The sequence below is a fragment of the Bacillus sp. HNG genome, assembly GCF_003400205.1.
GTDB lineage: Bacteria > Bacillota > Bacilli > Bacillales > Bacillaceae_L > Ferdinandcohnia.
In genome coordinates, this window is the sequence record NZ_QUQV01000001.1 from 227918 (window position 1) to 240795 (window position 12878).

Below are 12878 nucleotides of genomic sequence, written 5' to 3' on the forward strand. Positions count from 1 at the left end.
ATGAAGTTAAGTATTTTAGATCAAGCGCCCATCTCTGCTAATCAAACACCACAAGAAGCATTATTACAGTCAATGAAGCTAGCACAAGCAGGGGAACGCTTTGGCTACACTAGATATTGGATAGCTGAACACCATGACTTAGCAGGACTAGCTTGCCCTGCACCAGAGGTCATGCTTGGATACATTGGGGCACAAACAAAAACAATTCGTATTGGTTCAGGTGCCGTTTTACTGCCTCACTATAAACCATACAAGGTGGCTGAGCTTCATAATATGCTTGCGACCTTATTTCCAAATCGAATCGACATCGGAATTGGAAGGGCACCTGGTGGTTCAGCAGAAGCGACAAATGCTTTATCCGATAATTTTCTGCAACAGGTTTGGAAAATGCCAGAATTAATTGATATGCTGCTTCACTTTATACATAATGATTTTCCCGATGACCATGAATTTGCTAACCTGAAAGCAGCTCCAATCCCGATAACACCGCCAGTTCCTTGGCTTTTAGGAACAAGCAAAAAGAGTGCTATACTTGCAGCAGAAAAAGGGTTAGCATACACATTCGGACTATTCATGAGCGATAACGATGGCGAAGAAATCGTCAAGAGATATATTCATACCTTTACACCACGAAATGAAGGCGACAAACCACAAGTGATTGTTACTGTTTCTGCTATTTGTGCTGAAACAAAGGAGAAAGCAGAAGAGATTGCGTTAAGTTCTTATATATGGGGCAAACAAAGAGAACGGGGAGAAGGAGAAGGGGTTCCGTCCATTTCAGATGCAATGGAGTACCTTGAAAATGAGAAACTTCACGATGGCTTTGGAAAAATGAAACAAAAAGTCATCATCGGAAATCCAAAAGAAGTGAAGGATAAACTCCTAGAACTTCAAGAAACCTACCAAACCGATGAAATCATGATTGTCACAATTACACACTCTCATGAGGACCGACTAAAATCCTATGAACTTATTGCAAAAGAGATGGGACTTACTACAAGAATCTAATAACATACCTAAGCACACGTTATTTTTAAAAAGATTGCGTGTGCTTTTTGATTTTATACGTTTTTTTCACTGCGTATTTTATCGAGTAATGCCCGGCAGCCAACTGAAACAAGACGATAGGTTTCGTCAAAATCACCAGTGTAAAATGGATCGGGTACATCTATACTGTTTTTGGTAAGGTCGAGTAACTTATTAATTTTTGGATGATTAGGTTTGCCGGTTATCCTATAGATATTTTTTATATTGCTATCGTCCATACCAATAATATAATCGAACTTCCCAAAGTCTTCTCTCTTTAGTTTGCGTCCAATAAGCCTACCGGAAGAGATATTGTATTTCTTAAGAATATCAAGAGTGCCCTCATGCGGAGGAAATCCAATTTGCCATGGACTGGTTGCAGCGGAATCAACTGCGATTTTGTTTGTCAGATTTTCTTTTTTGACTAAGTGACGAAACAAGGCTTCGGCCATCGGTGAACGGCAAATATTTCCCCGGCACACAAATAAAACGTTGATCATGTACTACAAACCTCCAGCCATATTGGGGTCTTATATAACCAAACTGCTCCTACGATGTTAAGGAGTATACACATTCATAATTAGAGCAAAAGCAGCTCGGTATGTACCATTTTGCTATGCACAGAACTCCTTTACCGTCTTTTCATAATCACAACATATGTACAAAACAGAAATAGGGAACGGCATTAGTCTTAATTTTAAAGGGGCTATCATTTTATAGGAAGATTGCTTTTTTCAAAATTAGTGCTCATTATGATATCCTCGTAAATTTGTTCCAATTGGACACAATATGTTACAGGACAGTGCTGCTAAAACATTAGCACTTCCCTATAATGAACGAGGGAGTGAAATAGATGGATGAGATCAACGAACATAAACGGGAAGACAATGATACCAACTATGCAAAAGAAACTGGTGATACTATAGCTTCTGCTCTTGATCCATTTGGTTCGAATGCTGGTCCTATTGCTGGTGGTGCGATCGAAAACAAGTCTGGGAAAGATTCAATCGATGACGACAAACAAGACTCCAAAACGAGAGCTTAGACATTATTTAATCGAAGTACTATAGCATATCCAAAGGACTTTCCTATCAGGAGTCCTTTTATTTAATCGCTTTTGTTTACTCAAGTAAGAAATGATAGATACAATATATACTAAATTCCATGTTTGTCTATTTCGAATAATGCCTGTTTAACATACCTTGTATCAAATCGTTTTAAATTTGGAGGAGCTTATGTTTAATCTAATTAAAATTGGTAACTTTAAGGTCAACGCGATGACACAAAATTCAAACATCAATTTTGGAGGAACGTTACAAAACAGCCATACTGCGAACATAAAAATATACGGTGCAAGTTTTTCAATGGGTGATTTTTCACCTACCAATTCCCTGAATATGTCGAAGGTAAATGATTCCGATATAAGTGATCAAGATCAAATCGAAAATCCATCTGCACCAGAAGAAAATAACCAATGAAGTTTAGTTAATTATAGGAATCTGGCTAGCCAATGTATTCGCAAAGATAGTTAGGGTGAGTTAGTTCAATAAAATATAAAAAATAGGCTTAAAAGATTTTTTTCTTTTAAGCCTTTTTTATTAAGCGTTGTCTCGGTTATAAATCTGCCGTTAGTTCGGCCTTTTTCTTTGCTTTTAAGAATTTCACGATATTGATGACAATTGTTTTGATAACGGCATAGGTTGGAATTGCTAGAATCATTCCCAACACACCTGCTAGATTTCCTGCTGCCAACAAAAGAATAATAATCGTCGCCGGATGGGTATCAAGCGTCTTGCCAAGAATAAGAGGGGAAAGGACATTCCCTTCAATTTGCTGGGCTATGACAATTACCAAAACCACTAATAATGCCTTCGTAGGGGAGTCAAATAGAGCCACAATTACGGCTGGTGCTCCGCCAAGAAATGGTCCAACATACGGAATAATATTCGTTACAGCTACAATTAATGCCATCACAAGAGCAAACGGTAAGTCAATAATCAAGTATCCAATAAAGGATAAGGTGCCGACCGCTAACGCCACCGTTACCTGTCCTTGAATATAGGCTGAAAGTGTTTCGCCAGTTTCTTTTAAAATCGTGAGGGCTTCGTCTCTATAGACAGTAGGAAAAAATCTTGCAATTGCATGCGGGAAACGATCTCCATCCTTAAACATATAAAATAAAAGGAACGGCACAGTCACAAGGATGATTGCAATATTTGTAACAAAACCAATGATTTGCGAAATTCCACCCGTAATACGATTTGGAAGTGTATTGGCAAAAGCTATTACTTTTTCTTCAATCGTATTGATTAGTTGTTGTTGTTCATCTTGAATCCACTTGAATTCTGAGGAATTTGTGAAATCCTCAAAGAAGTCCATCACTTGGTTAGCATAACCAGGCAATGCATTTCCGAGTGCTGTAAATTGTTTTGAAATAATCGGAACTAAATTCCCAACTGCTAACCCAACAAGCCCGAAGAATGCGATGTAAATAATTAAAATCCCAAGGCTTTTAGGAACCTTATGGCGATGAAGAAATTTGACGACCGGATTTAAGAGAAAATAAAGAAATCCAGTAATCAAGATTGGAAAAAAGATAGTTGAGAAAAACACCCCAATTGGTTCAAATAAAAATGTAATTTTCGTTGAAACAAAGATAATCGTTAAAATTAACAGGATTTGAATGAGCCAGTATTGTAATTTCGTTTTCGACAATGCATTGTACCTTCTTTTCTATTAATATAAAAAAATTATAGCAATTCACGAAAAAGAATACAATTACTTCCTACATAGGGATTCTTTTCATGAATTGTACGTCTGCTCAAACATTTCCTGTGCAAAGTCTTCCGGTTTACCGTCAAAAATGACTGTTCCATTCCTTAATGCAATCAGTCTTGTTGCAAACTGTTTAGCAAGGTTTACATCGTGAAGATTCATTACCGATAAAAGATTATGACGGTTATGTAACACCTTAAGTAATGAAAAAATACGATTGGCTGTTCCTGGATCTAAGCTTGCCACAGGCTCATCCCCAAGAAAAACACGAGGTTTCTGGATTAGGGCACGGGCGATCCCAACCCGTTGCTTTTGACCACCACTTAAATATTCGATCCGACGGTTTTTAAATTCTAACAGACCGACAAATTCCAACACTTGTGTCGCTTTTTGTATTTCTTCCTTTGAAAAAATCCCAAGTAAGTTCTTAACTGAATTCCGATACCCGAACATGCCTGTTAACACATTTTGCAACACCGTCAAGCGGGGAATTAAATTAAAATGTTGAAAAATCATTCCGATTTCCCTCCGTATTAGGCGTTGTTGTTCCTTATTTTTATTTGTAAATAGCTCGCCATCCCAAAATACTTCACCACTTGTTGGCTGTTGGAGGCCATTCATGCACCGTATCAGTGTTGATTTACCCGCTCCGCTTTTTCCGAGGACACAGACAAATTCCCCCTTATTAAATGTAAGATTGACAGAGGATAGAGCAGGCTTTTCAGTATTAGGATAGTAAACAGTAACATCCTTTAATTTTATCATTTCATGTCTCTCCATTTAAATCACTTTATTCCGTACATAGCTTCCAAAGGAATCTACAATAATAACAATCAACATAATTAAGAACACATCCAATGACACCGAAGAATACTGAAAGCTTTTAAAATCATTAAAAAGACGCTGCCCTATTCCTCCACCACCAATGAAACCAAGGATGAGGGAGGTTCTAATCGCAACCTCAAACCGATAAAAATATTGAGACAAGACATTCGGCCAAATTTGTGGAAGAATGCTAAAAAGAGACGCCAACCATTTTTTTGAACCCACTGCTTTCATCGCTTCGTGTGGACCGGATTCTGCTGATTCAATCAGTTCAGAGATTAATTTGCCGAGTACCCCTATATTATGAAACATGATTGCTAGAACGGCAGGGAAGGGACCCAGTCCTAAAGCCGTTAATAAAATTAATCCGAATACAATTTCTGGAATGGAACGGACAAAGCTCAATACTATTCTTGTAAGATTGAAAACAAAGGCAGAAGGGGAAGTATTTTTTGCGGCAAGAAAGCTAATCGGTAAAGCAATCATAAGACCAAAAATACTACCCAAGAACCCCATCGCAAGTGTCTCTGCACTATCTCGTAGCATTCGGGGCAAAGCTGAATAATTCATCGGAAACCATTGTGAGAGAAAATCAATCATATTACGAAAATCACGAAATTTCGAAAGGTCAAATTCGGTTAACCTCATGCTAACCAAAATTGCAGATACTAATAGAACTATAGTTAGTAGAGTAGTTCGTTTAAACCACATGTAGATCAGCTCTATTCATTTATAATTCCTTGTTTAATTGCAGCTTGGCGTATACTTTCATAATCCTCATTTGTTGCTTCTGTAAATCCGCTTGCTCCAAACGCAGCTAAAATTTCTTCATCTTCAATAGCCAAGAACGCATCTTTAAGCTTTTGAATAGTCACGTCATCGGTATCCTTATGGACAGCCCATGGATATTGAAATAATTTTTCAGATTGCCAGATCGTTTTAAATAATGAACCATCAATTTTTCCTGAGTCAACAAGTTGATTATAAATTGCACTATCAATTGCACCGGCGCCAACCTGTTGATTTTGAACAGCCAAAGCAGTTGCATCGTGGGACCCCGTATAACGTACAGATTTAAATTGATTCACATCCTCAGATTCGAAAACTCCTCGATCCTTGAGTTCAATCGAAGGGATGAGAGAGCCGGATGTTGAATTAATATCACCAAAGGCAAAATCAATATCCTTGGAGTTTGCTACTAAATCATTGATTGAGTTCAATGAGCTATCTTTATGAGTAATAATATAGGAATGATAGAAGGGTTCACCGTCAATTAATTGAGTAATAATCGCTTTAGCGCCACTTTTTTCATGAGCCACAACATAGGTTAATGGACCAAAATAGGCCATATCAATTTTATTATAATTCATTGCCTCAACAACACCGTTGTAATCAGGATACACCTCTACTGATACTTCACGATTTAATTCCTTCGTTAAAATAGTTTGAAGCTTATCCATAGCCGTTTCCATTTCACCAACTGTCTGTACTGGAATAACTCCAATAGTAAAAGCTTCTTCTTTGTCATTCTTATTTTCATCGTTCGCATTTGACCCACACCCAGTTAAAAGAAGAGTAAAAACTAGGAACAGTACATATATCATTTTCTTTTTCAAATTAAGCACCTCATTAATCTTTTTGTAGTAGATATTCTTTCCTAACAACCTAAAAAGGACTCAACATCGAGTCCTTAAATAACTTTAATAAAACCTGGGTTTTCGCTTGTTACGTCACCAATGATGCGAGCATCAACATGATTTTCCTGCAGTTGTTGCAGCAATTTTTCAGCTTCATTTTCTGGGACAGAAACAAGTAGTCCACCAGAGGTAATTGCATCACATAAAATAAGTTGATCAAGTTCATCTAGGTTGGAACTATACTCAACCCGGTCGGCAAGCCACGCATGATTTTTCTTTGTACCACCTGGAACTACCTTTTGTTCAGCCAGCTCTTTAGTTCTTGATAAAACATGGACATTTTCATAGTGTATCGTCATCCCAACCTGGCTTCCTTCTGCCATTTCCATTGCATGCCCTAATAGACCGAACCCAGTTACATCCGTGCAGGCATGGACATTATAATCATCCATTACTTCAGCTGCATTTTTATTTAACGTTGCCATAACCTCTGTTACTTTATCAATATCTTCTTGTACTAACAGTTCTCTTTTAATCGCTGTGGTTAAAATTCCAACACCAATTGGCTTCGTTAAAATTAGTCGGTCACCAGGTTTTGCACCAGCATTTGCGCGAATTCGATTAGGATGCACGGTACCCGTTACCGATAAACCGAATTTCGGCTCTTTGTCATCGATAGAGTGACCCCCAACTAGAGATGCTCCTGATTCTCTTACTTTTTCGGCAGCTCCTGCTAGAATGTCTGCTAAGATACTCTTATCTAATGTATTAATAGGGAAGGCGACGATATTCATAACCGTAATCGGTTTTCCTCCCATTGCATAGACATCACTTAAAGCATTAGCAGCGGCAATCTGTCCAAACATGTATGGATCATCCACAATTGGGGTGAAAAAGTCAAGTGTTTGCACAAGTGCAAGTTCATCATTGATTTTATATACGCCTGCATCATCAGGATTATCAAGACCAACTAATAGGTTTGGATTCGGTGTAGCTTTTGGTAAATGACGCAGAACCTGCGTCAGGTCCTCAGGACCGATTTTGCATCCTCAGCCAGCTTTTGTTGAAAGGGAGGTCAATTTAATGATTTCTTCCTTCTTAGACATCAACGTCACTCCTTCCATACTTTGTATTTTGGCACTGATTTTAGCGCCTCATTTCCAAAACTAATTTTAGCATAAGAATCTTAGGATTAGAAATGAATATACTTTTTTCACCTTCTTCTATTAAATACAACATAATTATACTTAAATAATAAATAATTTAGGGATTTCAAGAATATTTTATGTTTTAAATCTATTTATGAAAGCGTTATTAAAGATTCAGAATTAATGTAATTGTTGACACTATCTGAAAACAACTATATTATTATAACAATTAACTAAAAAAGAGAATTCAAGATATTCAAACAAAAACAAAGATTCATAGTCAAATCATTATCATTAACTAGGTAATGATCAAACCTTATTTTCTAATATGATTTGATTAAGGACACAGAAACTATCGCATCAGGGGGATTACACAATGAAACAAGCAACAAAAAATTATTTGATTGATCGAATGTATAAAGCTTCACAAGGACTTGCAAATGCTGTTTTAGTAACACTTGGAATCGGTCTTCTTATGGAGTCACTTGGAACATTTACTGGTTGGGATGGTTTTACTATAATCGGTGTTTCGGCACAGCTCATGTTAGCTCCAGCGCTTGGAGCAGGGATAGCGTACCAACTAGGAGGGAATACACTTGTCATTTTCAGTGCAATGGCCTGTTCTACGGTGGGTGCAAGTGCCGTTCAACTAACTGAAAATGGCGTTACATTAGTAACAGGACAACCTTTAAGTGCGGTTATGGCCGCTGTTATCGCTACATGGGTAGGTAAGCGTGTTGCAGGTAAAACAAAACTCGATATGATGGCAATACCTTTTGCAGCTATATTAGTAGGGGGAATCGCTGGTGTATTTTTATCAATCATAACAACTCCATTACTTGAATGGTTAAGTGCACAAATAGCGACATCTGTTGCTGGTTCTCCTATTATTGGTCCTATGGTCATATCTCTTGTTTGGAGTATTTTTCTCATGTCGCCAGCATCTTCAGCAGCTATTGCGATTGCGTTACAGCTTGATCCTGTTTCTAGTGCCGCTGCTTTAATTGGTTGTACAGTTCAATTTGCTGGATTCACCGCAATGTCATTTAAACAGAACGACGCTGGTGCTAACATTGCACAATCTTTAATTACACCTAAGGTACAATTTCCAAACTTGGTCAAAAATCCAAGGCTTGCGATTCCGCCATTTATCGCTGCGGTCATTTGTGCTCCAATCGCAACTTTGATTTTTGATTTTCAAGTACCGTATCAATTAGCTGGTCTAGGTCTTAATTCATTAATCGCACCTATTAATATTTTAGCTGAACAGGGTGCAATTGTTTTATCCATTTACATCGCTGTTGGAATCATCCTTCCAATTATTATAACTCTGGCTATCTACCACGGTTTGAAAGTAATCGGATGGACAAAAGCATCTGACTTAAAAATGGAACTACAATAAATAAAAAAACTGGGTGGAAAGGAGATTCCTTTTTCCACCCAGTTTTTTTGTATTTTAAAGTATATAGAATATCAATATTGGCGGGACTGTGTGGGAATCGAACCCACCGGAGACGACACGCGCCTCCCTCAGGGTTTTGAAGACCCAGGGGGACACCAGCACCCCAGCCAACCCCATTTAAATACAGCTATTTCAACGTTTTAACGGATACCTACAGGGTTTTACACATGAGCCACTAGGTTTTAATTATGAATTAAAAAATTTTTTTTATCAAGTAATAAGTGCACCCTAATGTGCTTGAAATTCATAAATAAAAAACTTAGTACGGTAGGGGCAGTTACACCTAACCATCTAACTAGTTCTGTGCAGTTGAAATTTTTCATTTTGAAACAAACTCAAGTACAAACATATCCATCTATAGAAGATAAATAAATTACACAGAGAAAAGAATTACCTCTGCATCCCTTTTCTATAATGATTTAATAATTTCTAAAAAATAAGTAAAATTGATTTTGTGTTTTTTCAGAATCTTTCGTACGGTTATTGATTTCTCTGATATAATAGATGGTAATATATAGAAATGGGGAGTGAATTACATGGAAGAATTCAAACAGCAGATTAAATCGTTAGCGAATAGAATTGAGAGAATAAAAGGAAATATACAAACTGAAGAAGCTACTAAAACATCATTGATAATGCCATTGATTCAAGCTTTAGGTTACGATATTTTTAACCCCGAAGAACTGATACCGGAATTTGTTGCTGATGTTGGGATAAAAAAAGGTGAAAAAATAGACTATGCTATCATGCAAGGCGAAGAGCCTGTTATTTTAATTGAAGCAAAAAGCATTAATGAACAACTAGCTAAGCACGATTCACAACTTTTTAGATATTTTGGTACCACTAAAGCCAAATTTGCAATTCTTACAAATGGAATTGAATACAAATTCTTTACGGATTTGGAAGAACAAAATAGGATGGACCAGAAACCATTCTTTGTGATTGATATGTTAGACCTTAAGGATGTTGACATTATTGAACTTGCTAAGTTCCGTAAAGCGGACTTCGATGTAAATAATGTATTGACAACAGCATCAGAACTAAAATATACAGGTGAAATTAAACAATATCTTACGACTCAATGGGAAGAACCTTCGGATGACTTTATCAGAGTTGTTTTAAACGATATTTATCAGGGTGTAAAAACGAAAAAGGTAATAGATAACTTTAGGGACTTAGTTAAGAAGTCCTTAAATCAATACGTTAATGAAAAAGTAAATGATAAACTGCAAAAGGCATTAAACTCATCTACAGAAAATATTGTAAATACTCCACCGATTGTATCCATTGAAGCTCAAGAGGAAAAAGAGGAAACACAGGTAGAGGTAAAAAGAGATGATGAAATACATACAACTGAAGAAGAAATCGAAGGTTATGTCTTAGTTAAGTTAATTCTTAAAGACGTGATTGATCCTTCGAGGGTTTTTTATAGAGATAACAAAAGCTATTTTAATGTTTTGTTAGACGACACAATCAGAAAATGGATATGCAGATTGGGGTTAAACAGTTCAAATAAATATATTCAATTAAATGATGTAAACAGAACAAGTATTAAGATAAATACTATAAATGACATCTTAGACTACAAGGATGAGATTTTGGAAGTTGCTAGACAATTTGACCAAGTTTCGGTTAAATAGCTTCTTAAAAATCAAAGGTGCTACCTAATGCGGTAACACCTTTTTTTATTATAATCCAACCTTTTTCATATGATAGGAAACACTTGTCTGCTTATGCCTATTTTTATTGAAATGGCAAATAAAAATCAACATACTTGAATTGGTCTCATGCTTCTTAGTAAAGTAGAAGATAGATTATACGGAAATAAGAGAGGAGGGAGAAAGTGGCTGATGTTTATTACACAATTGGTATGGCAGGTCATATTGACCACGGAAAAACAACACTTACAAAAGCACTAACAGGTGTAGACACTGACCGACTAAAAGAAGAAAAAGAACGCCATATCTCGATCGAACCTGGCTACGCACCTCTCAAATTAGAAAACGGAATACATGTATCCATTGTTGATGTACCCGGACACGAACGTTTCATTAGACAAATGATAGCGGGCGTTGCAGGGATTGACCTGGTGTTACTCGTTATAGCCGCTGATGAAGGTGTCATGCCACAGACAAAGGAACACCTCCAAATATTGAAATTTTTAGGGATAAAAAAATGTATGGTCGTTGTTTCAAAAACGGACAGAGTGGAAGACGAATTGCTCGAACTCGCTGCCGAAGAAATAAAAGAGTTACTTGAAGAAACAGATTATAAAAATGCTCCAATTCTTTATGTTGATAGTATATCAGGAAAAGGAATTTCCGAACTAAAACATGCCATCCAAAAGGAAATCGCAGATCTCGAACAAAGAGATAGCAACGGCTCGTTCCGATTACCGATTGATCAAGCTTTTACAGTTCAAGGACATGGAACTGTTGTGAGAGGAACCGTTTTTGAGGGGGGTGTGACAAAAGACAGCCCACTGACATTATTGCCTTCAGGTAAAAATATAAAAATACGGCAAATCCAAGTACATAACAAAGAGACTGAAAAAGCACAAGCAGGACAACGAGTAGCTCTAAACATTGCCGGTACGACAAAGGGTGAAATAAAACGCGGTGATGTTCTTGTCGATTCAGAAAACTTCCATGTGACAAGGACGGTTGATATTTCCCTACAGCTCGTTTCGAAACTAGCAATCCCACTTAAACAACGTACGCCTGTCAAGCTGCATATTGGAACGACTGAAGCTTACGGAAAAATAGTCTTTTTTGACCGAAATGAGGTTAAGGAATCTACGGAAGAAATACTTTGTCAGGTACGGTTAGAAGAAGAGATCGTTGTTCGTCGCGGTGATCGATTCATATTACGAAGACCGACCCCAATTGAAACCCTTGGTGGAGGATGGATTATTCAACCACAAGGAGGAAAATATCGTTTTGGTGAAGAAACAATTACTATGCTCAAAAAACAAATAGAAAGCTCGCCTACTGAAATTTTGGATGAATACCTTCGGAAAAATCAGCTATTATCTAAATCTCAACTCATCCAGCTTTCCTCATTGCAAGAGGATAAGGTAGACGAAATTGTTTCTAATGCTGTTAATTCTGGAAATTACATCGAAATCACTCAACATGTCTATAGTTTAAAAAGAACGATTTCCAAAGTTAATGAAATGATCGTAAATAAATTGATAGAATATCACGAAGAATTCCCATTACGAATAGGTATGAGTAAAGCTGAACTTATTCAAGTACTTGGACAAAACAAAAATGTAATCGAATACTGTATTAATGATCAGATAGAAAGCAATCTCATAAAGAAGGAAGATCAATATTTAGCAGTTTCTAGTTTTAAACCCAGCCTTCCAACCAGGAAGATGGAAAATATTGTTTCATCTCTTATAAATGACGGTATCCAACCTAAGAAATGGACAGATTATATAAAACAGGGTAGTCTCTCCAATCAAGAGGCAAATGAACTAAAGGTATTTCTACTTAAAACAAATCAAGCACTCACACTTAATGAGGAAACATTAATTTACAAAATCGCTTTTGATAAAGCTGTTAATGAGTTAAAAGCAGGAACCGATGCATCTTTTAGTTTGTCAGAAGCAAAAGAGATTCTATCCCTTTCTCGTAAATATCTCATTCCTTTCTTAGAATTATTGGATCAAAACCAATACACAAGAAGAGATGAAGGGAATCGAGTATGGATAAATAAATAGGAGGTTTTCCTGATGTACAAGGTATCTATTGAATTTTGCATGCAGTGAAACTACGCACCAAAAGCCGCAGGTCTTGCGGAAAAACTATTAACACATTTCAGACAGAAAATATCAAGCTTAGAGCTTGTCCCTTCATCGGGTGGGATATTTGAAGTTACCGTGGATGGTGAGAAGGTTTTTTCAAAAAAAGAAATAGGACGATTCCCACTACCAGAAGAAATCATTTCAACGATGGAACAAGCATAAGATGCCTTTTTACGAGGCATCTTTTTTTCACT

The 12878-nt window shown here is 36.9% G+C and carries 13 protein-coding genes and 1 tRNA gene; 7 read left to right on the forward strand and 7 right to left on the reverse strand.

Annotated features, from left to right (window positions below):
• A complete protein-coding gene (locus tag DZB84_RS01085) occupies positions 1 to 1008 on the forward strand; it encodes an LLM class flavin-dependent oxidoreductase (protein ID WP_116350406.1) in 1008 nt (335 codons plus the stop codon).
• Between the two features lie 53 nt (positions 1009 to 1061).
• On the opposite strand, the gene DZB84_RS01090 is transcribed toward DZB84_RS01085, so the two are convergent.
• Positions 1062 to 1526 carry a low molecular weight protein-tyrosine-phosphatase gene (locus tag DZB84_RS01090; RefSeq protein WP_116350407.1) on the reverse strand — a complete coding sequence of 155 codons (465 nt, stop codon included), beginning with the start codon at positions 1524 to 1526 and terminating at the stop codon, positions 1062 to 1064.
• A 353-nt stretch (positions 1527 to 1879) separates the two neighbouring features.
• On the opposite strand from DZB84_RS01090, the gene DZB84_RS25145 reads away from it, so the two are divergent.
• Together DZB84_RS25145 and DZB84_RS01100 are read left to right on the forward strand one after the other, a co-directional pair.
• A complete protein-coding gene (locus DZB84_RS25145) occupies positions 1880 to 2071 on the forward strand; it encodes a hypothetical protein (RefSeq protein WP_223254353.1) in 192 nt (63 codons plus the stop codon).
• 190 nt (positions 2072 to 2261) lie between these two features.
• Positions 2262 to 2504: a spore germination protein gene (locus tag DZB84_RS01100; RefSeq protein WP_116350408.1), complete on the forward strand. Its 243-nt coding sequence runs from the start codon at positions 2262 to 2264 to the stop codon at positions 2502 to 2504.
• Positions 2505 to 2640: 136 nt separating this feature from the next.
• On the opposite strand, the gene DZB84_RS01105 is transcribed toward DZB84_RS01100, so the two are convergent.
• From DZB84_RS01105 to selD, 5 genes are all read right to left on the reverse strand, one after another.
• A complete protein-coding gene (locus tag DZB84_RS01105) occupies positions 2641 to 3741 on the reverse strand; it encodes an AI-2E family transporter (RefSeq protein WP_116350409.1) in 1101 nt (366 codons plus the stop codon).
• Between the two features lie 87 nt (positions 3742 to 3828).
• A complete protein-coding gene (gene phnC / locus DZB84_RS01110; RefSeq protein WP_116350410.1) occupies positions 3829 to 4566 on the reverse strand; it encodes a phosphonate ABC transporter ATP-binding protein in 738 nt (245 codons plus the stop codon).
• Between the two features lie 15 nt (positions 4567 to 4581).
• Complete coding sequence (gene phnE, locus DZB84_RS01115) at positions 4582 to 5337, reverse strand: phosphonate ABC transporter, permease protein PhnE (protein WP_116350411.1); 756 nt, start codon at positions 5335 to 5337, stop codon at positions 4582 to 4584.
• Between the two features lie 11 nt (positions 5338 to 5348).
• Positions 5349 to 6242, reverse strand: a complete 894-nt coding sequence (phnD, locus tag DZB84_RS01120) for a phosphate/phosphite/phosphonate ABC transporter substrate-binding protein (protein WP_486187567.1) — start codon at positions 6240 to 6242, stop codon at positions 5349 to 5351.
• A 74-nt stretch (positions 6243 to 6316) separates the two neighbouring features.
• Positions 6317 to 7369: a selenide, water dikinase SelD gene (gene selD / locus DZB84_RS01125; protein WP_116350412.1), complete on the reverse strand. Its 1053-nt coding sequence runs from the start codon at positions 7367 to 7369 to the stop codon at positions 6317 to 6319.
• 418 nt (positions 7370 to 7787) lie between these two features.
• Between selD and DZB84_RS01130 the strand changes: the two genes are divergently transcribed.
• Positions 7788 to 8813 carry a PTS sugar transporter subunit IIC gene (locus DZB84_RS01130; RefSeq protein ID WP_116350413.1) on the forward strand — a complete coding sequence of 342 codons (1026 nt, stop codon included), beginning with the start codon at positions 7788 to 7790 and terminating at the stop codon, positions 8811 to 8813.
• A 78-nt stretch (positions 8814 to 8891) separates the two neighbouring features.
• Here DZB84_RS01130 and DZB84_RS24730 read toward each other — a convergent pair.
• A tRNA-Sec gene (locus DZB84_RS24730) sits at positions 8892 to 8988 on the reverse strand.
• 421 nt (positions 8989 to 9409) lie between these two features.
• Between DZB84_RS24730 and DZB84_RS01135 the strand changes: the two genes are divergently transcribed.
• The 3 genes from DZB84_RS01135 to DZB84_RS25530 all read left to right on the forward strand — a co-directional run bounded on the left by DZB84_RS01135 (position 9410) and on the right by DZB84_RS25530 (position 12846).
• Positions 9410 to 10513, forward strand: a complete 1104-nt coding sequence (locus DZB84_RS01135; RefSeq protein WP_116350414.1) for a type I restriction endonuclease — start codon at positions 9410 to 9412, stop codon at positions 10511 to 10513.
• A gap of 203 nt (positions 10514 to 10716) precedes the next feature.
• Entirely contained in the window at positions 10717 to 12600 is a 1884-nt protein-coding gene (gene selB, locus DZB84_RS01140; RefSeq protein WP_116350415.1) for a selenocysteine-specific translation elongation factor, read from the forward strand.
• A gap of 12 nt (positions 12601 to 12612) precedes the next feature.
• A complete protein-coding gene (locus DZB84_RS25530; RefSeq protein WP_116350416.1) occupies positions 12613 to 12846 on the forward strand; it encodes a SelT/SelW/SelH family (seleno)protein in 234 nt (77 codons plus the stop codon).
• Positions 12847 to 12878: the final 32 nt, after the last annotated feature.